This window comes from Bacteroides sp. OF03-11BH, assembly GCF_003604005.1.
Classification (GTDB): domain Bacteria; phylum Bacteroidota; class Bacteroidia; order Bacteroidales; family Bacteroidaceae; genus Bacteroides; species Bacteroides ovatus.
In genome coordinates, this window is the sequence record NZ_QTMW01000001.1 from 312876 (window position 1) to 339494 (window position 26619).

General features: G+C 40.0%; 16 protein-coding genes and 2 tRNA genes. 11 read left to right on the forward strand and 7 right to left on the reverse strand.

What is annotated here, in order from left to right; all coding sequences use genetic code 11:
* Positions 1-80 precede the first annotated feature (80 nt).
* From DXA54_RS01420 to DXA54_RS01430, 3 genes are read left to right on the forward strand one after another with little or no spacing between them, the layout of a single operon-like run.
* A complete protein-coding gene (locus tag DXA54_RS01420) occupies positions 81-1478 on the forward strand; it encodes an efflux transporter outer membrane subunit (RefSeq protein ID WP_004295943.1) in 1398 nt (465 codons plus the stop codon).
* Positions 1479-1511: 33 nt separating this feature from the next.
* Positions 1512-2645 carry an efflux RND transporter periplasmic adaptor subunit gene (locus DXA54_RS01425; protein ID WP_004310407.1) on the forward strand — a complete coding sequence of 378 codons (1134 nt, stop codon included), beginning with the start codon at positions 1512-1514 and terminating at the stop codon, positions 2643-2645.
* A 54-nt stretch (positions 2646-2699) separates the two neighbouring features.
* Entirely contained in the window at positions 2700-5849 is a 3150-nt protein-coding gene (locus tag DXA54_RS01430; protein WP_008647555.1) for an efflux RND transporter permease subunit, read from the forward strand.
* Between the two features lie 172 nt (positions 5850-6021).
* Here DXA54_RS01430 and DXA54_RS01435 read toward each other — a convergent pair whose 3' ends face one another.
* Entirely contained in the window at positions 6022-6471 is a 450-nt protein-coding gene (locus DXA54_RS01435) for a type I restriction enzyme HsdR N-terminal domain-containing protein (protein ID WP_008647554.1), read from the reverse strand.
* 63 nt (positions 6472-6534) lie between these two features.
* On the opposite strand from DXA54_RS01435, the gene DXA54_RS01440 reads away from it, so the two are divergent.
* From DXA54_RS01440 to DXA54_RS01460, 5 genes are all read left to right on the forward strand, one after another.
* Complete coding sequence (locus DXA54_RS01440; protein ID WP_004303046.1) at positions 6535-7311, forward strand: AMP nucleosidase; 777 nt, start codon at positions 6535-6537, stop codon at positions 7309-7311.
* A gap of 23 nt (positions 7312-7334) precedes the next feature.
* On the forward strand, positions 7335-8354 hold the full coding sequence (gene holA, locus DXA54_RS01445) for a DNA polymerase III subunit delta (protein ID WP_004303045.1): 1020 nt from the start codon (positions 7335-7337) through the stop codon (positions 8352-8354).
* A gap of 1210 nt (positions 8355-9564) precedes the next feature.
* Positions 9565-10035, forward strand: a complete 471-nt coding sequence (locus DXA54_RS01450) for a helix-turn-helix domain-containing protein (RefSeq protein WP_008647553.1) — start codon at positions 9565-9567, stop codon at positions 10033-10035.
* Positions 10036-10111: 76 nt separating this feature from the next.
* Positions 10112-10888 carry a dihydroorotate dehydrogenase electron transfer subunit gene (locus tag DXA54_RS01455; RefSeq protein WP_008647552.1) on the forward strand — a complete coding sequence of 259 codons (777 nt, stop codon included), beginning with the start codon at positions 10112-10114 and terminating at the stop codon, positions 10886-10888.
* Complete coding sequence (locus DXA54_RS01460) at positions 10876-11787, forward strand: dihydroorotate dehydrogenase (RefSeq protein ID WP_008647551.1); 912 nt, start codon at positions 10876-10878, stop codon at positions 11785-11787. The genes DXA54_RS01455 and DXA54_RS01460 overlap by 13 nt, the downstream gene beginning before the upstream one ends.
* Positions 11788-12003: 216 nt before the next feature.
* Here the strand turns inward: DXA54_RS01460 and trmD are convergent, their stop codons facing one another.
* The gene (gene trmD / locus DXA54_RS01465) at positions 12004-12681 is read right to left on the reverse strand and encodes a tRNA (guanosine(37)-N1)-methyltransferase TrmD (protein ID WP_004295953.1); all 678 of its coding nucleotides are present in this window, start codon (positions 12679-12681) and stop codon (positions 12004-12006) included.
* A 75-nt stretch (positions 12682-12756) separates the two neighbouring features.
* Here trmD and ligA point away from each other — a divergent pair, with 75 nt between their 5' ends.
* On the forward strand, positions 12757-14757 hold the full coding sequence (gene ligA, locus DXA54_RS01470) for an NAD-dependent DNA ligase LigA (RefSeq protein WP_004303042.1): 2001 nt from the start codon (positions 12757-12759) through the stop codon (positions 14755-14757).
* A gap of 59 nt (positions 14758-14816) precedes the next feature.
* Positions 14817-15710: a 4-hydroxy-tetrahydrodipicolinate synthase gene (gene dapA, locus DXA54_RS01475; RefSeq protein ID WP_004303039.1), complete on the forward strand. Its 894-nt coding sequence runs from the start codon at positions 14817-14819 to the stop codon at positions 15708-15710.
* Positions 15711-16240: 530 nt separating this feature from the next.
* On the opposite strand, the gene DXA54_RS01480 is transcribed toward dapA, so the two are convergent.
* The 5 genes from DXA54_RS01480 to DXA54_RS01500 all read right to left on the reverse strand — a co-directional run bounded on the left by DXA54_RS01480 (position 16241) and on the right by DXA54_RS01500 (position 23665).
* Positions 16241-16314: transfer RNA gene (locus DXA54_RS01480), tRNA-Arg, on the reverse strand.
* Between the two features lie 20 nt (positions 16315-16334).
* Positions 16335-16408, reverse strand: a tRNA-Arg gene (locus tag DXA54_RS01485).
* A gap of 79 nt (positions 16409-16487) precedes the next feature.
* Entirely contained in the window at positions 16488-18785 is a 2298-nt protein-coding gene (locus DXA54_RS01490) for a patatin-like phospholipase family protein (RefSeq protein WP_008647548.1), read from the reverse strand.
* A gap of 171 nt (positions 18786-18956) precedes the next feature.
* Positions 18957-21002, reverse strand: a complete 2046-nt coding sequence (gene htpG / locus DXA54_RS01495) for a molecular chaperone HtpG (protein ID WP_004306065.1) — start codon at positions 21000-21002, stop codon at positions 18957-18959.
* 134 nt (positions 21003-21136) lie between these two features.
* Positions 21137-23665 carry an ATP-dependent Clp protease ATP-binding subunit gene (locus DXA54_RS01500; RefSeq protein WP_008647546.1) on the reverse strand — a complete coding sequence of 843 codons (2529 nt, stop codon included), beginning with the start codon at positions 23663-23665 and terminating at the stop codon, positions 21137-21139.
* 358 nt (positions 23666-24023) lie between these two features.
* Between DXA54_RS01500 and gyrA the strand changes: the two genes are divergently transcribed.
* On the forward strand, positions 24024-26600 hold the full coding sequence (gene gyrA, locus DXA54_RS01505) for a DNA gyrase subunit A (RefSeq protein ID WP_008647545.1): 2577 nt from the start codon (positions 24024-24026) through the stop codon (positions 26598-26600).
* Positions 26601-26619: the final 19 nt, after the last annotated feature.

The following is a 26619-nucleotide window of genomic DNA, read 5'->3' on the forward strand; positions in this document are numbered from 1 at the left end:
AAGTGCTCGTATAAAAGGAATCGATAAACAAACTTACCCTTTAGTTGTTATCTTTTCATTTCATAAAAACCTGAACTGATATGAATATACGAGTGTGGGGCACATCGCTCCTTATGTTTCTTTCAACTGTGACCGCGGTTGGACAGACCGCAAACCGTTATTTGAAAGCTCCGCTTCCTCAAGATTGGGAAGAGAGCGGGGAAGTGTTTCAACAGATACTTCCGGTAGATGACCATTGGTGGAAGTCATTCCAAGACACCAAACTGGACTCTTTGATAGCTCTGGCAGTAGATCGTAATTACTCCGTTGCCATGGCAATCAACCGTATAGCTGCCGCTCGTGCCAATCTTTGGATAGAACGCAGTAACTTTTTTCCTTCCATCGGATTGAATGCAGGATGGACCCGTCAGGAAACCAGTGGAAATACAAGTTCACTGCCCCAAACAACCGATCATTATTATGATGCTTCGCTAAGCATGAGCTGGGAGCTTGATATTTTCGGCAGTATCCGGAAACGGGTAAAAGCGCAGAAAGAGAATTTTGCCGCCAGCAAGGAAGAATACACTGGAGTCATGGTCTCATTAGCTGCAGAAGTAGCCTCGGCTTATATCAATCTAAGGGAGTTGCAACAAGAGCTTGAAGTGGTGAAGAAAAACAGTGCTTCGCAGGAAGAAGTCCTGAAAATCACGGAAGTACGCTATAACACCGGGCTGGTTGCTAAACTCGATGTGGCACAGGCCAAGTCTGTATTATATAGCACAAAAGCCTCCATTCCCCAGTTGGAAGCGGGTATCAATCAGTATATCACAACATTGGCTGTCTTATTGGGAATGTATCCCCAGGACATTCGTCCTGTTCTTGAATCTAGTGGTACATTGCCCGATTATATGGAACCTATCGGAGTGGGAATGCCTGTCGATTTATTACTGCGACGGCCTGATGTACGAAGTGCGGAATTGAGCGTAAATGCGCAGGCAGCATTGCTTGGAGCTTCGAAAGCGGATTGGTTGCCGAAAGTTTTCTTGAAAGGTTCATTTGGATATGCCGCCCGTGACCTGAAGGATCTCACCAAAAGTAAAAGTATGACTTATGAAATTGCTCCGTCATTGAACTGGACTATTTTCAATGGAGGACAGCTGGTGAATGCAACCCGGCTGGCAAAAGCGCAACTGGATGAAGCGATCAACCAGTTTAATCAGACGGTTTTAACTGCCGTACAGGAAACGGACAATGCTATGAATTCCTACCGGAATTCAATCAAACAGATTGTAGCCCTGCGGGAAGTACGCAATCAAGGAATTGAGACATTGAAACTTTCACTGGAACTTTATAAACAGGGACTTTCGCCTTTCCAAAACGTACTTGATGCACAACGTTCTCTGTTATCTTATGAGAATCAGCTGGTACAGGCACAAGGTAGTTCGCTTTTGCAACTGATAGCCCTCTACAAGGCTTTAGGGGGTGGTTGGAGAGAATAAAAATCAATCTATAAAATATATAACCTAACAGATATGAAAAAACTGATGTATATCTTTCTTGCACTGCCTATATTGACGGGTTGCAAGGAGAAGAAAAGTACAGGAGCGATGGGAGGTATGCCAACTCCGGAAATTAGTGTGACCAAACCCATAGTGGAGGATATTACTTTGACGAAAGATTATCCGGGTTATCTGACAACAGAAAAGACGGTGAATCTTGTAGCCAGGGTGAACGGAACCTTGCAGTCTACCTCTTATGTCGCAGGTGGACGGGTGAAACAGGGGCAACTGTTGTTTGTCATTGAACCAACCTTATATAAAGATCAGGTGGAGCAAGCAGAAGCAGAACTGAAAACTGCCCAAGCGCAATTGGAATATGCTCGTAATAATTATAGCCGTATGAAAGAGGCTGTAAAGAGTGATGCGGTCAGTCAGATACAGGTACTTCAGGCTGAATCTTCTGTGAAAGAGGGTGTTGCAGCTGTCAGCAACGCGGAAGCAGCTTTGAGCACCGCCCGTACAAACTTGGGATATTGTTATGTCCGTGCACCGTTTGACGGCACCATCAGTAAGGCGACTGTAGATATAGGAAGTTATGTAGGCGGTTCGTTGCAACCAGTCACATTGGCTACTATTTATAAAGATAATCAGATGTATGCTTACTTTAATGTTGCTGATAATCAATGGTTGGCAATGACGATGGATACCCAGCAGTTACCGACTGATCTTCCTAAAAAAATAATGGTTCAACTGGGAAAGGGGGGAACTGAAAGTTATCCGGCTACGCTCGATTATCTTTCACCAAATGTAGATGTGAATACAGGAACACTGATGGTTCGTGCCAATTTTGATAACCCGAAAGGGATATTGAAGAGCGGATTATATGTAAGCATAACTTTACCTTATGGAGAAGCTAAAAATGCCATGTTGGTGAAAGAGGGCTCTATCGGAACCGACCAGTTAGGCAAATACTTATATATTGTAAATGATTCGAATATAGTTCATTACCGGCATATTGAAATAGGGCAGTTGGTCGACGGCACTTTACGGCAGGTATTGGGGGGACTTTCCCCGCAGGAACAGTATGTCACGGAGGCTTTGATGAAAGTCAGAGACGGAATGAAAGTAAAGCCACTTCCTGATTCCCTCCCTAAAAGAGGGAAATAAGGTCTTTTGGATAACTGATTGATTAACAAATGAAATCTTTTAAACCTATACATTATGTTTTCTAAGTTTTTTATCAACCGACCGATATTTGCTACTGTCCTTGCCCTGCTTATTGTAGTAGCCGGTCTGGTCACACTCAATATATTGCCTGTGGCGCAATTTCCGGGGATCACACCGCCAACGGTGCAGGTCTCTGCCGTTTATCCCGGGGCAAATGCTGAAACTGTTGCTCAAACAGTGGGTATTCCTATCGAACAGCAGGTGAATGGTGTAGACGGCATGCTTTATATGTCTTCCAATTCTTCATCTTCGGGAGCATATTCTCTGACTATTACATTCGCTGTTGGTACGGATATCGATATGGCAACTGTGCAGGTACAAAACAGGGTAAGTATCGCACAATCATCGCTGCCGGAACCGGTGGTGGTGCAAGGGGTCACTGTGCAGAAACAATCTTCAAACATTGTGATGTTTTTGACAATGACTTCGCAGGACTCTGTGTACAACAGCCTGTATCTGACTAATTATGCCAAATTGAATTTAGTGGACCAGCTGACACGTGTGCCCGGAGTGGGTGCTGTGAATGTGATGGGAGCAGGGGACTATTCGATGCGCATCTGGCTCGATCCGGAGGCTATGCGTATACGGAATATTTCACCGCAGCAAGTCTATCAATCGATCCAGTCACAGAATGTGGAAGTATCCGCCGGATATATCGGTCAGCCTATCGGACAGGATAATAATAATGCTTTTCAGTATACTTTGAATGTTCAGGGACGATTGAATTCTCCTGAACAGTTTGGAGATATTATTATTCGCCGTGAGCAGGACGGAGCGATGCTTCGTCTGAAAGATATTGCGCGCATTGATTTGGGGTCTGCTTCATACAGTGTAGTGTCGCGATTGAATGGAAAACCTACGGCTGCTATTGCTATTTACCAGCAACCGGGTTCCAATTCGCTGGATGTTTCAAAAGGAGTGAAAGCTAAGATGGAGGAACTGGCAGAAAGTTTCCCGTCAGGAGTGGCCTATAATGTCACTTTGGATACGACTGATGTCATCCATGCTTCCATTGATGAAGTGATGGTCACCTTTTTTGAAACGACTTTGCTGGTGATACTCGTTATTTTCTTGTTCCTGCAGAATTGGCGGGCAGTGATTATTCCTTGTATCACTATCCCGGTATCGCTGATCGGTACATTTGCCGTAATGGCGGCATTTGGTTTCTCTATCAACACATTAACATTGTTCGGACTGATTTTGGCAGTTGCTATTGTGGTGGATGATGCGATAGTGGTGGTGGAGAACGCTTCGAGGTTATTGGAAACCGGGCAGTACTCACCTCGTGAAGCCGTGACAAAAGCGATGGGAGAGATCACGGGCCCGATTGTCGGGGTGGTTCTCGTATTGCTTGCCGTGTTCATTCCAACAATGATGATTAGTGGAATTTCAGGTCAGCTGTATAAGCAGTTTGCGCTGACTATTGCTGCTTCTACCGTATTGAGCGGTTTCAATTCGTTGACATTGACTCCTGCACTTTGCGCACTGTTTCTTGAAAAGAGTAAACCTTCTAACTTCTTTATATACAAAGGTTTCAATAAGGCTTATGACAAGACGCAAGGGGTATATGACAAAATTGTCAAATGGTTGCTTCAACGTCCGGGAATGGCTCTCGCTTCTTATGGCACTTTGACCGTTATTGCTCTATTGCTCTTTATGCATTGGCCGTCAACTTTTATCCCGGACGAGGATGACGGATATTTTATTGCTGTTGTTCAACTTCCGCCTGCCGCCAGCCTTGAGCGTACGCAAGCAGTGGGAGAAAAGATAAATGGTATTCTGGATTCTTATCCGGAAGTAAAGAATTATATTGGTATTTCCGGCTTTTCTATCATGGGTGGTGGCGAACAGAGTAACTCGGCAACTTATTTTGTGGTGCTGAAAAACTGGAGTGAGAGGAAAGGGAAGGAGCATACGGCTGCTGCCATAGTCAACCGTTTTAATGGTGAAGCGTATATGACTATTCAGGCTGCGGAAGTATTTGCCATGGTTCCTCCGGCTATTCCGGGATTGGGTGCATCCGGTGGTTTACAGCTTCAGTTGGAAGACCGGCGTAATCTGGGACCGACGGAAATGCAGCAGGCCATCAATGCCTTGCTTGCTTCTTATCATTCAAAACCGGCTTTAGCATCTGTATCCAGCCAGTATCAGGCAAATGTTCCGCAATATTTCTTGAATATCGACCGTGACAAAGTCCAGTTCATGGGAATTGCCTTGAACGATGTTTTCTCTACATTGGGCTATTATATGGGAGCGGCTTATGTGAATGATTTTGTTGAATTCGGCCGTATTTACCAGGTGAAGATTGAGGCACGCGATCAGGCACAGCGGGTAATTGATGATGTCTTGAAGCTAAGCGTGCCGAATTCGGCAGGAGAGATGGTGCCTTTTTCTTCTTTCACCAAAGTGGAGGAACAGTTAGGCCAAGACCAGATTAACCGCTATAATATGTACTCGACTGCTTCTCTGACTTGCAATGTTGCTCCGGGAAGTAGTACCGGGCAGGCTATTCAAGAAGTGGAAGCATTGTTTAAGGAACAGCTGGGAGATGAGTTTGGGTATGAATGGACTTCCGTTGCCTATCAGGAAACCCAGGCTGGGAATACGACTACCATTGTTCTGATTATGGCGTTAATTGTTGCTTTCCTGGTACTTGCTGCACAGTATGAAAGTTGGACCAGCCCGGTAGCAGCCGTCATCGGATTGCCGGTAGCCTTATTAGGTGCCATGATTGGCTGTCTGATTATGGGAACTCCAGTCAGTATTTATACGCAAATCGGTATAATCCTGTTGGTTGCACTTTCTGCAAAGAACGGAATTTTGATTGTGGAATTTGCCCGTGATTTCCGTGCCGAGGGTAATTCAATTAGGGAAGCTGCCTTTGAAGCGGGGCATGTCCGCTTGCGTCCGATCCTGATGACTTCTTTTGCTTTTGTATTAGGAGTGATGCCCTTGTTATTCGCCACCGGTGCAGGTGCACAAAGTCGTATAGCATTGGGTGCCGCTGTAGTATTTGGTATGGCCATGAACACTTTATTGGCTACCATTTATATTCCTAATTTCTACGAATTCATGCAGAAATTGCAAGAGCGATTCAGCAAAAAGAAAGGAAATGAGGATAGTGGGAAAGATGTTGCCGTATAGAAGTAAAAGGCTGTTTGAAGACTACCTGAAAGGGGAGTTGGTATAGTGACGCCATCTGTTTGGGATGGTGTCACCATAGTAAGCAAATAGCGTCACTATCTTGAACGGATAGTGACGCTATTTTATTCTTGCAGGTAAGTATGTTTTTTAAGGCGAATGAAGCGGATCATTTTTATAAAGATTTGTAATCTGGAATATCCTGGAGGAACGTATAACTCTGATTCTCATAATCCATCTGGCAACAATAATGTTGCATTCCGTTGCTGACAATCAGATAATCTACTTTCAATACCATATTATACCGGGTGATCTGATCGAAAACAGCCTGTGTGATTTCGATATGTGGTGCTTTATATTCCACAATCATCCGGGCTGATAAATCTCTCCGATAAAGTACGGTGTCGCATCGTTTGGTAGTACCGTTCAACTTTACCATTACTTCATTGGCCAGAAGGGCAGTCGGATATCCTTTGTGTGCAATAAGAAAGTGAACAAAGTGTTGCCGTACCCATTCTTCAGGGGTAAGGGCGACATATCGTTTACGAATTACGTCGAAAATTACATTTTTTCCGTTTCGTACGTTTATTTTAGTGTCGAATACTGGTAGATTTAACGATAACATTTATTATTTTTGTAAGTTAAATAATGGTTCCCATTATTGGGAGCACAAATTTAATAGATAATTATGAAAACAAAAGAAGAAATCGTAGCTAATTGGCTGCCCCGTTACACAAAACGTAACCTGGAGGATTTTGGAGAGTATATTCTGTTGACTAACTTCAACAAGTACGTCGAGATTTTCGCAAATCAGTTTAATGTTCCCATCTTAGGAAGGGATGCAAATATGATTTCTGCTTCTGCCGAAGGCATCACTATGATTAACTTTGGTATGGGAAGTCCCAACGCTGCCATCATCATGGACTTGCTGGGAGCTATTCAACCCAAGGCTTGTTTGTTTTTGGGAAAATGTGGTGGCATCGACAAGAAAAATCAGCTTGGCGATTTGATTCTCCCTATTGCAGCTATCCGTGGAGAGGGAACTTCTAACGATTATTTTCCTCCCGAAGTTCCTGCATTACCTGCATTTATGTTGCAGCGTGCCGTTTCTTCATCCATCCGTGACAAAGGCCGTGACTATTGGACTGGTACCGTATATACCACCAACCGCCGTATCTGGGAACATGATGATGTATTCAAAGAATATCTGAAAAAGACCCGGGCTATGGCAGTTGATATGGAAACTGCAACTTTGTTCAGTTGTGGCTTTGCCAATCATATTCCTACCGGCGCATTATTATTAGTGTCCGATCAGCCAATGACCCCCGACGGAGTAAAAACAGATAGAAGTGATAATTTGGTTACCAGAAATTATGTAGAAGAGCATGTTGAAATTGGTATTGCTTCTTTGCGCATGATTATTGATGAAAAGAAAACTGTTAAACACTTGAAATTCGACTGGTAATCCGGTCTTTCTGAAAATTATATATGGCAAAACAAGAACTGACCTGTGATGACATCCTCAAGGAATTGAGAGCAAAGCAGTATCGCCCTATCTATTACCTGATGGGAGAAGAGTCGTATTATATCGACTTGATTGCAGATTACATAACGGATAATGTGTTGAGTGAGACGGAAAAAGAATTCAACCTGACTGTTGTGTATGGGGCTGATGTGGATGTGGCAACGATTATAAATGCTGCAAAGCGTTATCCCATGATGTCGGAACACCAAGTAGTAGTAGTTAAGGAAGCGCAGGCGGTACGTAATATGGAAGAGTTGTCGTATTATCTTCAAAAGCCTTTGCTTTCCACCATTTTAGTGATATGCCATAAGCATGGAACGTTGGATCGTAGAAAGAAGCTGGCTGCCGAGGTGGACAAAGTTGGTGTACTGTTTGAATCTAAAAAAATAAAGGATGCACAACTTCCCGGTTTTATAGCTTCATATATGAAACGGAAAGGAGTTGATATGGAACCTAAAGCAACTGTTATGCTTGCTGATTTTGTAGGTTCAGATTTGAGTCGTCTGACCGGAGAACTTGAAAAGTTGATTATCACTTTACCTGCCGGGCAAAAACGCGTAACTCCTGAACAGATAGAAAAAAACATAGGCATAAGCAAAGATTATAATAACTTTGAATTGCGCAGTGCTTTAGTGGAAAAGGATATATTAAAAGCAAATAAGATAATAAAATATTTTGAGGAAAATCCGAAAACTAACCCAATCCAAATGACGCTGTCTTTATTATTCAGCTTTTACTCCAATCTAATGTTGGCTTATTATGCACCGGATAAATCAGAGCAAGGGATCGCAAATATGCTAGGACTAAGAACTCCTTGGCAGGCCCGGGATTATATGGCAGCAATGCGAAAATATAGCGGAGTAAAGACGATGCAGATTGTTGGAGAAATACGATATGCTGATGCAAAATCCAAAGGAGTCCAAAATAGTTCTATGACAGATGGAGATATTCTTCGTGAATTAGTGTTCAAAATTTTGCATTAAGTAGGATTAAGAATTACCTATATAATCAGACATATACTTTTACCGTAGATAGAAACGGGAAGTATATGTCTTTTTTTGTATTCCCGCAATTACTTCCATTATAAAAAAGACTTTCACAATGCCAGTGATTATTTACAAATAGATTTACTCCTTTTGTAGTTTTATAGAGTTACCCATTTAACGAACTACACAAAGTATATTTTTAGAATTTTGTATTGATCTATCTTCAAGGAAACTTTTTCTTTTAAATAGGAGCTTTAATTTTTAAACGAGAAAAGTTTACTTATTCTTGAGTTTATCAAAAAAGCATTTTGGATTTTAAAGGTATCGTTTTATAGTGAGAATGGAGATTTTTTCTTTTCTCTAAAATCATCCATTAGTGTCATTTTGATAATCCAGAGTATTTTTGATTACTATAAGCCTATTTTTTCTAGTTTAATAGAAAAATAGAATCTGAATTATAGGGGTAAGTGTTTGTATTTCATTTTTTTTATGCTAAAAATGAGCTTCCTAGAATTGAAAAAAAATAAATAAGTGGGGATCGGTACGGAAATATTGCAAGGATTCTCTTTTTAGAGAAGATTGTAAAGGATGATTAGAAAAAAATAGCAATATACATTGGTAAAGTATGAGTTGATCCCTTCCTTTTATTGCTTTTGCAACTATCAATATTTACTTTTGTGTATTTATGTGGTTACAAATGTGTCGTATACTTATGTGAGTGAATTCCAAATGTAATCAAAAGATGGTGTTTACAATAATATATTTATGCATTTACAAAAATAATACCCTATATACAAATGTAGTTTTTCAGGCATTAACAAATATTTTTATATCTATTATCTTATTATAAATCAATATTATATAGTTTATTATATCAATTAGTGCTATAAGAGCCTTCTATATGTGGTATGTATATTTGTGAATGTCTCTATTTGAGTTTCATTTGTGTTATATATATGGTTGTATATCTGTGTTTTATGATATATAATTAAACTAAAGCTATATGTTTATAATAACTCGTTTTATTCTATATACAAGCGTAATATTCGATTTGTATAATACAATACACTTTTGTAATATTGATATTTTTATATTTGTAATTTGCTTTTGTGAATCTAATTATTTACCTTTGTATAATCGATGAGATAGTGCGTATTTTTGTGAAATAGGTACATAACACATACAATTGTAATAAAAAGAAGGTAGTATGGAAATAAAAGACAGAATCAGAATGATAATGGAAAGAGAAAAAGTTCCTCCTAGAGTTTTTGCTGAAACAATTGGAGTGCAACAATCTACTCTCTCTCATATTTTAAATGATCGGAATAAACCCAGCTTAGAGGTCGTTATGAAGGTTCATCAAAAGTATGACTATATAAATCTTGAATGGTTGCTTTATGGTAAGGGCGAAATGATGGTCTCTGAAGAAGGAACTTCCTTTTCTTCTTCTAACCACGATTATCTGCCTTCTTTATTCGACGAGAATCCCGTAAATTCGTCCAAAGAGCCGACTCTTCCGGAAAATCGCAAGGAAATGCCGTTAAGAAATGCCGAAAATGCCCCCAAAGAGATTGTAAAACAAGAGATTAGGTATATAGAAAAGCCTGCCAGGAAAATCACGGAAATAAGAATATTTTTCGATGATAACACCTATGAGACGTTTCGACCTGAAAAATGAAGAGTAAAATCGGTGGTTTGAGCAATTTCCTGTATCTTTGCACCCGGAATACGAATTTATACTTTTATATCCATACATGAAGAAATTTATTTTAGATCTGACAGTGACCGAGAATATCAGATTGAATGCAAACTATGTATTGCTAAAATTGACATCTCAGTCATTACTGCCCGAAATGTTACCTGGGCAGTTTGCCGAACTCCGGGTGGACGGTTCGCCTACTACATTCTTACGGCGTCCCATTTCTATTAATTTTGTAGATAAACAGCGAAATGAGGTCTGGTTTCTGATCCAGCTGGTTGGTGATGGAACAAGACGTTTGGCAGAGGTTAATCCCGGTGAAGCAATAAATGTAGTGCTTCCACTGGGAAATGCATATACAATGCCTCTGGAGGCTTCTGATAAGCTCTTATTAGTTGGTGGAGGTGTCGGAACAGCCCCTATGCTTTATTTGGGTGAGCAGTTGGCTAAAAAAGGTCATAAACCTACATTTCTGTTAGGTGCCCGTAGCGATAAAGATCTGTTGCAACTGGAAGAGTTTGCCAAATATGGAGAGGTATATACTACTACGGAAGATGGTAGCCATGGAGAAAAAGGATATGTTACCCAACATTCTATATTGAATAAGGTACGATTTGAGCAGATTTACACTTGTGGTCCTAAACCGATGATGGTGGCTGTGGCAAAATATGCCAAAAGTAATCAGATAGAATGTGAAGTATCTTTGGAAAATACAATGGCTTGTGGTATCGGAGCATGCTTATGTTGTGTGGAAAATACGACAGAAGGTCATTTGTGTGTATGTAAAGAAGGTCCTGTTTTTAATATAAATAAACTACTATGGCAGATTTAAGTGTAAACATTGGTGAATTACAAATGAAAAACCCGGTGATGACGGCATCCGGTACATTTGGATATGGTGAAGAGTTCTCCGACTTCATTGATATAGCGCGAATAGGTGGTATTATTGTAAAAGGAACTACTCTTCACAAACGTGAAGGAAACCCTTATCCGCGTATGGCAGAGACTCCTTCTGGGATGTTAAACGCTGTGGGACTGCAAAATAAGGGTGTTGATTACTTTGTGGAGCATATATATCCCCGTATAAAAGACATCCAAACGAATATGATTGTAAACGTTTCGGGATCTGCCATCGAAGATTATGTAAAAACAGCTGAAATCATTAATGAACTTGACAAAATTCCTGCTATAGAACTAAACATCTCTTGCCCTAATGTAAAGCAAGGTGGTATGGCTTTTGGTGTGTCAGCAAAAGGGGCATCAGAAGTAGTAAAAGCAGTGCGTTCAGCTTACAAAAAGACACTTATCGTAAAACTCTCCCCGAACGTTACGGACATCACTGAAATAGCTCGTGCAGCAGAAGAAAGTGGTGCGGATAGCGTGTCATTAATCAACACATTGCTGGGTATGGCGATTGATGCGGAACGTAAACGCCCTATTTTGTCAACTATAACAGGCGGAATGTCGGGAGCAGCCGTAAAACCTATCGCATTACGTATGGTATGGCAAGTTGCCAAGGCGGTAAATATTCCTGTCATTGGATTGGGGGGGATTATGGACTGGAAGGATGCTGTCGAATTCATGCTTGCAGGTGCGACGGCCATCCAAATTGGTACGGCAAATTTCATAGATCCTGCTGTTACTATTAAAGTGGAAGATGGTATAAATAATTACCTGAAAAGACACGGATGTAAGTCTGTAAAGGAAATAATTGGTGCGCTTGAGGTATAATTGAAAACATAAAATAACCCTTCGCATTAAGTCTGCAAGAAAAATGCTATTTCTCTTTTAAATAAAGAAAGGATAAACAGGCAGGTAATAGCAGATGAAAAAGAAGTTCGTGTTTAGAGGAATTGTCTATGAGCAAAATCTTTAGATTGAAGACAAAATAAAAACGACGGTGAAGATTGCGTAAATCCTCACCGTCGTTTTTATTTACACTTTATTTTATTCTCCTAATAGGTCGGGACGAAGTTTTCTGGTGCGTTCCAGGGACTGTTGCAGTTCCCACTCTTTGATCTTTGCTTCATGCCCGGATAATAGAATATCGGGAACTTTCCAGCCTTTATAATCAGCAGGTCGTGTATATACAGGCGCTGCCAGCAAATTATCCTGGAAAGAATCGGAAAGTGCGGATTGTTCATCGGAAATGACTCCGGGAATGATACGTACGATAGCATCTGCCATCACTGCTGCCGCTAGTTCTCCTCCTGTTAATACATAATCGCCGATACTGATTTCTTTAGTAATCAGATGTTCGCGAATACGGTAATCGATGCCTTTAAAGTGTCCGCAAAGAATAATGAGATTCTGTGCCAGAGAGAGAGTGTTGGCCATCGGTTGGTTGAATTGTTCTCCGTCAGGGGTCGTGAAGATAACTTCATCGTAGTCACGTTCTGCCTTTAGAGCATTGATGCAGCGTTCGATAGGTTCTATTTTCATCACCATTCCGGCAAATCCTCCAAAAGGATAATCATCGACACGACGATATTTATCTTCGGTGTAATCACGTAAATTGTGAATGTGTATTTCTGCAAGTCCTTTATCTTGAGCTCGTTTCATGATAGAACAATTGAAGAAACCTTCAATCATTTCGGGTAAAACTGTTATAATATCAATGCGCATAATCTTTTAATTTTTCGCAAAAGTACAAATATTCAAAGATAAACATGTATTTTTGCCTTAAACAATCGAAGAAATATGGATATAAAAGAAAAAATAGAGGAATTGCGTGCCGAACTTCATCGGCATAATTATAATTATTATGTGTTGAATGCTCCTGAAATCTCGGATAAAGAGTTTGACGATAAGATGCGTGAACTTCAGGATCTGGAACAAGCACATCCGGAATATAAAGATGAAAATTCACCCACTATGCGCGTGGGGAGCGACTTGAACAAGAATTTTACGCAAGTGGCTCATAAATATCCTATGCTGTCATTGGCAAATACATATTCGGAAGCGGAAGTGACGGACTTCTACGATCGTGTCCGTAAAGCGCTAAATGAGGATTTCGAGATTTGTTGTGAAATGAAATATGACGGTACTTCTATTTCGTTGACCTATGAAAATGGGAAGTTGGTTCGTGCCGTCACCCGTGGAGATGGAGAAAAAGGCGATGATGTGACGGATAATGTGAAAACAATCCGTTCTATCCCGCTTGTATTACATGGTGATAATTATCCCGCTTCTTTTGAGATACGTGGGGAAATTCTTATGCCATGGGAAGTGTTTGAAGAGTTGAATCGGGAAAAAGAGGCACGTGAAGAACCGCTTTTTGCCAATCCAAGAAATGCGGCGTCCGGTACATTGAAGTTGCAAAATTCTTCTATTGTAGCTTCTCGCAAGCTGGATGCTTATTTATATTATTTATTGGGAGATAATCTGCCTTGTGACGGACATTATGAAAATCTTCAGGAAGCGGCAAAATGGGGCTTTAAAATCTCTGATTTGACGCGTAAGTGCCAGACATTGGAGGAGGTCTTTGAATTTATCAACTATTGGGATGTAGAACGTAAAAATCTACCGGTTGCCACTGATGGGATTGTTTTGAAGGTGAACAGTTTGAGACAACAGAAAAATTTGGGTTTTACGGCTAAGTCTCCTCGATGGGCTATTGCCTATAAATTCCAGGCAGAACGTGCATTGACCCGATTGAATAAGGTGACCTATCAGGTAGGAAGAACCGGAGCAGTCACTCCGGTAGCTAATCTGGACCCTGTACAGCTTTCGGGAACTGTCGTAAAACGTGCATCCTTACATAATGCGGATATCATCGAAGGACTTGATTTGCATATCGGAGACATGGTTTATGTGGAAAAAGGTGGTGAAATTATTCCTAAGATTACGGGAGTAGATAAAGATGCACGTAGTTTTATGCTTGGGGAGAAGGTTCGATTCATCGTCAATTGTCCCGAATGTGGTAGTAAATTAGTCAGGTATGAAGGGGAAGCCGCTCATTATTGCCCTAATGAAACAGCGTGTCCTCCTCAAATCAAAGGCAAAATCGAGCATTTTATTAGTCGAAAGGCTATGAATATTGATGGATTGGGACCGGAAACCGTGGATATGTTTTATCGCTTGGGGTTAATTAGAAATACGGCCGACTTATATAAACTCACAGCTGATGATATCAAAGGTTTGGATCGTATGGGAGAAAAATCGGCGGAGAACATTGTAACGGGGATTGCACAAAGTAAAACCGTTCCTTTCGAACGTGTTATTTTTGCTTTGGGAATTCGTTTTGTTGGTGAGACTGTGGCCAAAAAGATAGCAAAATCGTTTGAGAATATAGATGATCTGCAACAGGCAGATCTTGAAAAATTGGTAAGTATCGATGAAATCGGAGAAAAAATAGCCCAGAGTATACTTGCATATTTTGCGAATGAGTCTAATCGTGAGTTAGTTGCCAAGCTAAAAGAGGCCGGACTGCAGCTTTATCGCACCGAAGAAGATTTAAGCGGATATACGGATAAGTTAGCGGGCCAGTCTATCGTTATCAGCGGTGTGTTTGTTCATCATTCACGTGACGAATATAAAGAGCTTATCGAGAAAAACGGAGGGAAAAATGTAGGAAGCATTTCTGCGAAAACAAGTTTTATACTGGCTGGGGACAATATGGGACCTGCAAAGCTTGAAAAAGCAAAAAAACTTGGAATAACCATATTAAGCGAAGACGAATTTCTGAAACTTATATCGTAAGATAAGAAAAATATTCGTACTTTTGCGGCTAAATAAATTAGAGATTATAATTAAAACTCATGATACAGACTAAATTGAAAGGAATGGGGGTAGCACTGATTACTCCTTTCAAAGAGGATGAGAGCGTTGACTATGACGCGTTGATGCGTATGGTGGACTATCTATTACAGAATAATGCGGATTTCTTGTGTGTGCTGGGGACTACAGCTGAAACACCGACTCTGACCGAGGAAGAAAAGAAAACTATAAAAAAGATGGTAATTGACCGCGTTAACGGAAGAATTCCTATTCTGTTGGGTGTAGGTGGTAATAATACTCGTGCTATTGTAGAAACATTGAAAAATGATGATTTCACAGGAGTTGATGCCATATTGTCTGTTGTGCCGTATTATAATAAACCTTCTCAAGAAGGTATTTATCAGCATTATAAAGCGATTGCGGAAGCTACGGAGCTCCCCATCGTATTGTATAATGTTCCGGGACGTACGGGGGTAAATATGACTGCTGAAACTACTTTGCGGATTGCCCGCGATTTTAAGAATGTAGTTGCTATTAAAGAAGCATCCGGCAATATTACGCAAATGGATGATATTATTAAAAATAAACCGGAAAATTTCAATGTAATCTCCGGAGATGATGGTATAACCTTTCCGCTTATTACATTGGGAGCCGTTGGTGTGATTTCAGTAATCGGTAATGCTTTTCCTCGTGAATTTAGCCGTATGACGCGCCTGGCGCTTCAAGGAGACTTTGCCAATGCATTAACCATTCACCATCGATTCACGGAATTATTCAATTTATTGTTTGTTGATGGAAATCCGGCAGGAGTAAAATCAATGTTGAATGCCATGGGTATGATCGAGAATAAACTTCGGTTGCCACTAGTTCCTACTCGCATTACCACATTTGAGGCAATACGCAAGGTTTTGAATGAGTTGAATATTAAATGTTGATGCCTTCTTCAGCGAGGAATTCATAATAAACATCTAAGTGTTTAAAATAAATATCCCAATGATTGAATTCAGTCATTGGGATATTTATTTTAAACCAGCCAATGATTTATTTTAAGACAGCCGCTGTCTATTGTGAAAGGGTTATATTTCTTATTAATTACGTTTTTCGATACAGGTTTTTCACCTTCCTAAAGCATAGCTTTAGGGAACGGATAGCTACGCTTTAGCCTATCTAAAGCATAGCTATTTGAGGGCTTGATAAGAAATTCTAATAGCCATTGTGACATATTTCATTTCCAAACAGGTGAAAAAGGCTGTGTAAGAGTTGCCCTTCACCCGTAAACGACTTATTTATAGGGAGCCCGGAAGAAAGGTGAAGGTGAAGAGGGAATTGAAAATAAAAGATATGAGGGGATGTATCGCTTGTTTATAATGACTGACTTTTGAATCTTTTTAGTTTAGTTATAGCTAATTTCTTCGATGAAATGGGAGAAAATAAAAATCCTCCGCATCAAATGCAGAGGATTTTGTGATCGCGACAGGATTCAAACCTGTAACCGGCTGATCCGTAGTCAGCTACTCTATTCAGTTGAGCTACGCGGCCATTCTGTTAATTCAAAAAAGTGATCGCGACAGGATTCAAACCTGTAACCGGCTGATCCGTAGTCAGCTACTCTATTCAGTTGAGCTACGCGACCGTTATTTTGTTTTAACGGGTGCAAAGATACGGACTTTTCCCGAATTAGCAAGCTTTTCACCGACTTTTTTTGTAGAAAATTATTCTATGAACCGATAATTGAATAGTTGTAAACCTATACTTAGTCCGACATTCCACTCCCTTTTCGGTGAGCTATAATGATTTATATATGCAGAGATATCTCCAAAAGGCAATTGACATACAACAGAAATTTCTCCTAAATATTCAAACTTGGAGAAAGCTTTTCCGTAATATGCTTTATTCAACGAGTTTTTTTCGATTGGATAAATAGGCATAAAACCATAAAATTCTCCCCGAAGATGGAACATCTGGCTTAAACGGTAAATAGGCCGAATGCCGGCTCCGACAAATTGATTGGCACGAAAGGCTTCGTTGTAAGTCAATTTGCTATGTAATGTAGGAGAAAACTCTCCAGCTTGCATCATTGTGGCCGTATAGTTCTCGGAGAAGTTTTTGGAGGCATACAGGGCTTTCAAATACCATCCTAAAACCCAATGTTCACTCATATTATGATATTTCTCTTTCATATAAGATAATTGCAGCCAGGAGTGATGATCTTTGTTGTTACTGGTCGTACTTCCTTCGCCCGGATAGAATCGTTCTTTTCCAACGAAAATCTGGGCTACAAGGGCTTCTCTGTATCCACGTGTAGGATATTGTTTGGAATTAAGAGTACTTCCATTAAAACTAATTGATCCACCAAATAAATCATAGCGGCTTTTATCAAATTTGTCATTTCCGAAGTCAATGACACTTTTTTGAAAATATTTATCCTCTATTCTTGCAATTCCTACTCCAAACTCTGCTCGCTTGCTCGAAAGGAAAGGTAATCCAACCTGTAATTTCAAGAAACGTTCGTCTTTCTGGTTAAAGGCCGGTTTGTTATTTCGCGAAAAAAGTTTGTCCTTCTTAAAATAGTCGAAAGTACTGATCGAACCTATAAGACGATACGAGGTAGGAATGGCAGTGGCAAAGTCTATTTTTGCCATAAATTGCACGTTGTTATATACCTTTCCAAGTTGCCCGTCAAGAATAAACTCTTTGGCATAGTAGTTTAAGTCCTGATAACTAAGTCCCAGGTAGATCTGATTCGAATTGGAGGTGGATATGTTACCTCCCAGCCGTACAGCAAAGTTGTTTTCCAGTTTGACTTTTAAATGCAGATCATAGGTGTCATCTTCCGGATTATAAATTGCATGCGGTATGATTTCTGAAATCATTTTATCTGATAGCAATCGAAAATAACCTTGCTTTAAATCTTCATAGGTGAATTCTTTGTTATCCGACTTATGAAATTCTTTCTTCATATATGCCTGTTGTTGTGGATTAGCTCCATCAATGATGATATTTTTAAAACGTAGTTCCGGGAAATTACTACGGTATACCATTCTCCTTAAACGAATATTGTCCAGATTCACACGCCGATGGATACGGCTTTTGATAGAATCCATCATGCTGATGGTTCGATTATATCCTATATCATGTAATTCGTCGATGCGTTGAAAATCCATCAGATTGACGTTGTCATATTTGAACGTCATTAAAATCCCCATAGAGTCCGGAATAGAATAGTCGGTTTTCTGCATCACCATATTCTCAATTTGACTCATGAGGTCATTTTCCTTGGGTTTAGTGGGATTGGTGGATACAACGCTTCCTATAATGACATCCGGATGAAAATCATCTCTCATGACGTCCGTGGGAAAGTTATTATAGATACCTCCATCGTAGGCCAGTACATTGTCTATTTCAATGGGTTTAAACATGAAAGGGAAGCTCATGGAAGCTCTGACGGCATCTCCTAAATCTCCTTCCTTCATGACTAACTGTTTTTTATTGTACACATCGGACGCAATGCAACGGAAAGGAACAAAAAGTTTATCAAAATCTCCCTTACAAGCGGCCGTAGCACGTGCATATAGGTCAACAAACACGAGATTCATTTGAATCGGGTTGACAACACTGGTAGGCAGGAATTGAGGTTTTAAACTCTTCAGTGAATCTTTGAATGAAAAACGAATATTGAGAAATTCGGGAGTGGGAAGATTCTTTTTGAAATGATATACGTATTTCTCTTCCACTTCTCCGGAATACCATCGTTTAAAGTCCTCCGATTTGAGCAGTTCTACCATGTCGTCAGGAGAGTATCCCATGGCATACAAGGAGCCGATAATGGCTCCCATGGAAGTACCAGCAATGTAGTCAATAGGGATGTTGTTTTCTTCCAATGCGCGAATGATGCCGATGTGCGTCATTCCTTTGGCGCCACCACCGCTTAATACAAGTCCTACTTTTTGGGCATGGATAGCCGGGATGATCAGCCATAAAGTAATGAACACTAAAAAAATCTTTCTCATAACCCAAATCAAACAATTGAATTTTTTGTCTATTAAGTGTTCAAATATATACAATACTTTTCAATTAATCGATATTTTGCCGATCGTTTTAAATTGAAAAAGAGCATTACAACGTGTATTTAACGTTGAATGCTCTTTCTTGAAGTATGTGTAATGTTTAAAGGGGCGATATTAAATCAGCTCAATGCTACGTTTTACGAAGTTATTCAAAGCTTCACCTCTTAACATATTGTTTTGAAGTAAGGCCAGATCGATAAGCTGGCGGATAACTTTGTTATTGCTTGCATAGCCGATAAAGATAGCTTCTTTCTTGCTTTTCAGATCATCCCACTTCTTGTCGAGATCGTTTAATTCATCTTTTTCAGCTGTTGGGATGTCTTCTTCCTTTTTATCCTTCTGTTTGTCTTTCAACTCATTACGTTGTTTGTTGACGTTATCCATTTCGGAGAGTATCGGAGCTACTTCTGCTTGACAGGCATTCTCTTCTTCATTCAATACTTGTTTTATCAACTTGTGGTCTGAATTCAGGATCAGATTGAACATGTCAGGCATTTCGCCGTAGAAGCTCATTCCGGCTTGAATATTTGCCATTTCTTTCATACGACGCATATATTCGCTTTGAGTAATCATGACCGGAGCCGAATTTTCTCCCAACGCTTGCGTCATCACATTGAATTCAACCTTATCCATTTTAGGCAATTGGCTCTTGAAGGCTGTTGTGATTGCATCTTGTTTGTTGGCTTCCAGAGTTTCACCTTTCTTGTCTTCTTTTACAATCAGATTGTCAACAACATCACTGTCTACACGGGTGAAACGGGATTTCTCAAGCTTTTGCTCCAACATACTTACCATAGCTACATCTAACTGGCCATCCATGAGCAAGACATTATAGCCTTTATTGGTTGCAGCCTCAATATAGCTGTATTGTTCGTCCTTGTTATTTGCATACAGATAGATTAGATTTCCATCTTTGTCTGTCTGGTTATCTTTAATAAGGGTCTGATATTCCTCGAATGTGTAATGTTTGTCATTTGTATCGGTGAAAAGGGCGAATTTTTGCGCTTTATCATAGAAATCCTCTTGTGTGAGCATTCCATAATTGATAAATATTTTCAAGTCGTTCCACTTTTCTTCAAACTGCTTACGATCATTCTTGAATATAGACTGTAAACGGTCGGAAACTTTCTTGGTGATATAAGTTGAAATCTTCTTCACGTTTGAGTCGCTTTGCAAGTATGAACGGGAAACGTTCAACGGAATATCCGGAGAATCTATTACTCCATGTAACAAAGTCAGGAAGTCCGGCACAATGCCTTCAACAGAGTCTGTTACATATACTTGATTGCAATATAACTGAATCTTGTTCTTATTTAATTCAATATTGCTCTTTACCTTCGGGAAGTAGAGGATACCAGTCAGATGGAATGGATAATCCACATTCAGGTGAATCCAGAAGAGTGGTTCATCAGACATCGGATATAGCTTGCTATAGAATGATTTGTAATCTTCATCCGAAAGTTCGCTAGGTTTGCGTGTCCACAAAGGAGTGGTATCATTGATTATATTATCTTCAGCCGTTTCTACCTGTTTGCCATCTTTCCATTCTTTCTTTTTTCCAAATGCAATAGGAACAGGAAGGAAGCTGCAATATTTCTTCAGAAGTTCGGAGATACGTGCTTCTTCGAGGAATTCTTTGCAGTCGTCATCAATGTATAAGATGATATCTGATCCACGGTCGGCTTTTTCTATTTCTTCAATAGTGAATTCAGGGCTGCCATCACAAGTCCATTTTACGGCTTTTGCATCGTCTCTGTATGATTTAGTGATAATCTCCACTTTCTTTGCAACCATAAAGGCAGAGTAGAAGCCAAGTCCGAAATGTCCGATAATGGCATTTGCATCGTTCTTATACTTCTCCAGGAAGTCATTAGCTCCAGAGAAAGCTATTTGATTGATGTACTTCTCTATTTCTTCTGCAGTCAAACCGATACCACGGTCAGAAATGGTAATAGTATCTTTGCCTAATTCAACGTGAACAGTTAAGTCACCCAGTTCACCTTTGAATTCGCCAATAGAAGCAAGCGTATTCAGCTTCTGAGTGGCATCTACCGCATTGGATACTAACTCGCGCAGAAAAATCTCATGGTCACTGTACAAAAACTTTTTAATGATAGGGAAAATGTTTTCTGTTGTAACCCCAATATTACCTTTTTGCATAATACGTATATTTTTTTAGTTTATCTATTGATTAATTTTAATTGATATTTGTCCATACAGAGACAAAAAAAATGCCAGACCCGAAGGTCTGACATTATGGCATATTAAATTATTTTCTTATTCAGGAAATAACTCTATTCCGGAGAAACAACTTTCATCTCCAATTTGCCTTTTTCTTCATTAAGGGTTACTTGAATAGTATCTCCCTCTTTTAAAGACGAGGAAATGATGAGCTCGGATAAACCATCCTCCAGATAGGTTTGAATTGCGCGCTTCAAAGGACGGGCGCCATATTGTACGTCATATCCCTTGCTAGCGATGAATTCTTTCGCCTTATCTTCAATAACAAGCTTGTAACCAATAGATTCTATTCTATCGTACAATCCTTTTAGCTCTATGTCTATAATCTTTGTTATCGCTTCCAGAGAAAGTTGATCAAACGTGATAATCTCATCTACACGATTGATGAATTCAGGCGCGAATGATTTATTTAGAGCTTTTTGTATAACACTTCGCGAGAATTCTTTATCATCCAGGCGGCTTTGTGTCGCAAAACCAACACCACGTCCAAATTCTTTCAGCTGGCGGGTTCCGATATTGGAAGTCATGATAATAACGGTATTTTTGAAATCTACCATTCTGCCATAACTGTCAGTCAGACGACCCTCATCCATTACCTGAAGCAGGATATTGAATACATCCGGATGTGCTTTTTCTATTTCATCAAGCAATACAATAGAGTATGGTTTACGGCGCACTTTTTCTGTCAGCTGGCCACCTTCTTCATATCCTACGTATCCCGGAGGTGCCCCAACCAAGCGTGAAACAGTGAACTTTTCCATATATTCACTCATATCGATACGAATCAGTGCATCGGCAGAACCGAACATATACTTGGCCAACTCTTTTGCTAGGTGAGTTTTACCAACTCCTGTCGGACCTAAGAACATAAACGTGCCAATGGGCTTATTAGGATCTTTGAGTCCTACACGGCTTCGCAAAATGGCTTTGACCAGCTTTTCTATCGCTGTGTCTTGTGCGATGACTTTAGCTTGCAAATCTTCTTTCATACCTGCTAGCTTGATGCCTTCGGCCTGTGCCATTCGTTGTACTGGAATGCCTGACATCATTGAGATAACATTGGCAATTTCTTCTGCATCAACAGTTTGCCTGTTTTCTTTTAGATTGGCTTCCCATTCTTTTTTCATCTCATCCAATTGGATAGAAAGTTCTTTCTCCTTATCACGGAAGCTGGCTGCAAGTTCAAAATTCTGCGATTTTACGGCTTCATTTTTCTTGTTTTTAGCTTCTTCGATCAGCTTTTCCTGTTCTTCTATCTCTTTGGGTACATTGACATTAGTAAGATGTACACGTGAGCCGGCTTCATCTAAAGCATCAATGGCTTTATCAGGGAAATTACGATCTGTGATATAGCGGTCTGTCAGCTTGACACATGCTTCCAATGCTTCATCTGTATAATACACATTGTGATGATCTTCATACTTATCCTTGATATTACGCAAAATCTGCAGAGTTTCGGCAGCAGTAGTCGGTTCTACGATTACTTTTTGGAAACGACGTTCCAATGCGCCATCTTTCTCAATATTCTTACGATATTCATCAAGAGTGGTGGCACCGATACATTGTATTTCTCCTCTTGCCAATGCTGGCTTTAGCATATTGGCGGCATCCATAGAGCCTGCTGCAGAGCCTGCGCCTACAATCGTGTGAATTTCATCAATGAATAATATAACATTCGGATTCTTCTGCAATTCATTGAGAATGGAACGGATACGTTCTTCAAATTGTCCACGGTACTTTGTTCCTGCCACAACAGCAGTCATGTCAAGAGCAACGACTCGTTTATCAAACAGGATACGCGAAACCTTTTTCTGAATGATTCTCAATGCAAGACCTTCAACAATCGCTGATTTTCCTACACCGGGTTCACCAATCAGAATTGGGTTATTCTTTTTGCGTCGACTTAATATCTGCGCTAAACGTTCGATTTCTCTTTCTCTGCCCACAACAGGATCCAACCGTCCTTCTTCTGCCGCTTTTGTCATGTCAGTACCGAAATTGTCAAGTACCGGCGTATCATTAGACGGCTTCTTGGAAGCGGTTTGTGCCTGTTGGCGTTCATCCGAGCCACCTCTGCCGGAACGAGGAGAAGACATTTCTTCGTCATCCTCATCGTCTTCCGAAAAGCCCATGCCGGAATTGATATCCGGCTGCAATGTAGCTTGCTCCAGTACTTTCACGTAGTTTATATCGTTTGCTTCAAGTACGGAAGCCGCCATATTGTTTTTTTCTCTTAAAATAGCCAATAATACATGTTCTGTATCAGCGATGTTACTTTTCATTCCACGAGCTTCTAAAATACACATTTTTAATATCTTTGCCGCATCATTAGATAACGGCACCTCTGCATCAGGCAATAACATTTCATCAGCTTCTGCCTTCAGCTGAGCTTCAATCTGTTGCTTTATAGCAGCCAGATTGGTGTTGAGTTTAGACAATATCTCGATAGCTTTTCCTTCACCGTCACGGAGTATTCCCAGAAGCAGGTGTTCGGGACCTATATACCTACTTCTCAACCGATTCGCTTCTTCCTTACTATAGACGATAATGTCGGAAACTCTTTGTGAGAATTGATTATTCATACTTTTTTCCTTTTCTTCTAAGGGTTATTCACTGGCAAATATACGCATTTAATCAAGTTTGTATTGCAATATTTGCTTTATTTCTTATATCTACAAATGGCGTGCCATAAAAACAGTGTATTTGTATTATATATATTAAGGTATAACAAATAACAGGCTCTTTTTTACCGATGTTATTTATCTTTCCATATTATATTTATCGTTTTTATCTTTTTATTTTCGTATTTTAAAGTTTGGCGGGTTATCGTCCCGGTCATGATAAAACTTTCTTTCTAAAAACTTTCGTATATCGGGGAAAAGTAGTACTTTAGCGTGGTTTTTCACAAACCGTAGAATGTATAATTAATAATCATTTTAAATGCTTGAACAAGACAGAATTATAAAGATTAACATCGAGGAGGAAATGAAGTCATCGTACATTGACTACTCCATGTCGGTCATCGTTTCGCGTGCCCTTCCGGATGTTAGAGATGGATTTAAGCCTGTTCACCGTAGAATTTTATACGGAATGATGGAATTAGGCAATACTTCAGACAAACCTTATAAAAAGTCAGCGAGAATCGTGGGTGAGGTACTTGGTAAGTATCATCCTCATGGGGATTCTTCTGTTTATTTTGCAATGGTACGTATGGCGCAGGAATGGGCAATGCGTTATCCTTTGGTAGATGGACAGGGAAACTTTGGTTCTGTGGATGGTGATAGCCCTGCTGCTATGCGTTATACAGAAGCTCGTCTCAATAAGTTGGGTGAAGCAATGATGGATGACCTGTATAAGGAAACCGTTGATTTTGAGCCTAACTTTGATAATACGCTGGTGGAACCTAAGGTGATGCCGACGCGTATCCCGAACCTTCTGGTGAACGGAGCATCCGGTATTGCTGTTGGTATGGCTACCAATATGCCTCCTCATAATCTTTCGGAAGTGATTGAAGCATGTGATGCATATATTGATAATCCGGAAATTACGGTAGAGGAACTGATGGAATTTGTTAAAGCACCGGATTTCCCTACTGGCGGATATATATATGGTGTGAGTGGTGTACGCGAAGCATATTTGACAGGTCGCGGACGTGTAATTATGCGTGCGAAAGCTGAAATTGAAAGCGGACAAACACATGACAAGATCGTAATAACAGAGATTCCTTATAATGTAAATAAGGCCGAACTGATTAAATATATTGCTGATCTTGTAAATGATAAGAAGATAGAAGGTATCTCAAATGCCAACGATGAGTCTGACCGTGATGGTATGCGTATTGTTATTGACATAAAACGTGATGCAAATGCAAGTGTAGTGTTGAATAAACTCTATAAAATGACAGCTTTGCAGACCTCTTTTGGCGTTAACAATGTGGCTTTGGTTCATGGACGTCCAAAAACGTTGAATCTAAGAGATTTAATTAAATATTTCATTGAGCATAGACACGAAGTTGTTATTCGTCGTACTCAGTTCGATCTTCGTAAGGCGAAAGAGCGTGCGCACATTCTTGAAGGTTTGATTATTGCTTCAGATAATATTGATGAAGTAATTCGTATCATTCGTGCTGCAAAAACTCCGAATGACGCAATAACAGGCTTGATTGAGCGATTTAACCTGACAGAAATTCAGGCTCGTGCAATTGTAGAAATGCGTTTGCGTCAGTTAACCGGTCTGATGCAGGATCAGCTTCATGCGGAATACGAAGAAATAATGAAGCAGATAGCTTATTTGGAAAGTATTCTGGCTGATGATGAAGTATGTCGTCGGGTAATGAAAGAGGAATTGTTAGAAGTCAAAGCGAAATATGGAGATGTACGTCGCTCTGAAATTGTTTATTCTTCAGAAGAATTTAATCCGGAAGACTTCTATGCAGATGATCAGATGATTATTACAATTTCTCATATGGGTTATATTAAACGTACACCGTTGACCGAATTCCGTGCACAAAATCGTGGTGGAGTAGGTTCGAAAGGTACGGAAACCCGTGATGAAGACTTTGTAGAGCATATTTATCCTGCTACCATGCACAATACCATGATGTTCTTTACACAAAAGGGTAAGTGTTATTGGCTGAAAGTATATGAAATACCTGAAGGAACGAAGAATTCTAAGGGCCGTGCTATTCAGAACTTGTTGAATATTGATTCGGATGATAATGTAACTGCATACTTGCGTGTGAAGAGTTTAGAGGATTCCGAGTTTATCAATAGCCACTATGTATTATTCTGTACTAAGAAAGGTGTAATAAAGAAGACATTGCTTGAACAGTATTCTCGTCCTCGTCAGAATGGTGTAAATGCTATAACTATCCGCGAAGATGATAGCGTAATTGAAGTTCGTATGACGAATGGAAATAATGAAATCATCATTGCAAACCGCAATGGTCGTGCAATTCGTTTCCATGAGGCAGCAGTTCGTGTAATGGGACGTACAGCAACAGGTGTACGTGGTATTACGTTGGATAATGATGGTCAGGATGAAGTAGTAGGAATGATTTGTATCAAAGATTTGGAGACAGAATCTGTAATGGTAGTTTCCGAACAAGGATATGGTAAACGTTCTGAAATTGAAGACTATCGTAAAACGAACCGTGGAGGTAAGGGTGTGAAGACCATGAATATTACCGAAAAGACAGGTAAGTTGGTAACAATCAAGTCGGTAACCGATGAAAATGACTTGATGATTATCAATAAGTCTGGTATCACTATTCGTTTGAAGGTAGCGGATGTTCGTATAATGGGCCGTGCTACTCAAGGCGTTCGTCTGATAAATCTTGAAAAACGTAACGACCAGATTGGTTCGGTATGTAAGGTTATGACAGAAAGTCTTGAAGATGAAATTCCGGCAGGAGAGGCAGAGGGTACAATCGTGAGTGATCCGAATGCTGATGTTCCTGATATTGATGATGCAGCGGACGTAAATGAAAACGAAAGCAATAACGAAATTGAGGAATAGACATAATATTAATAATTAA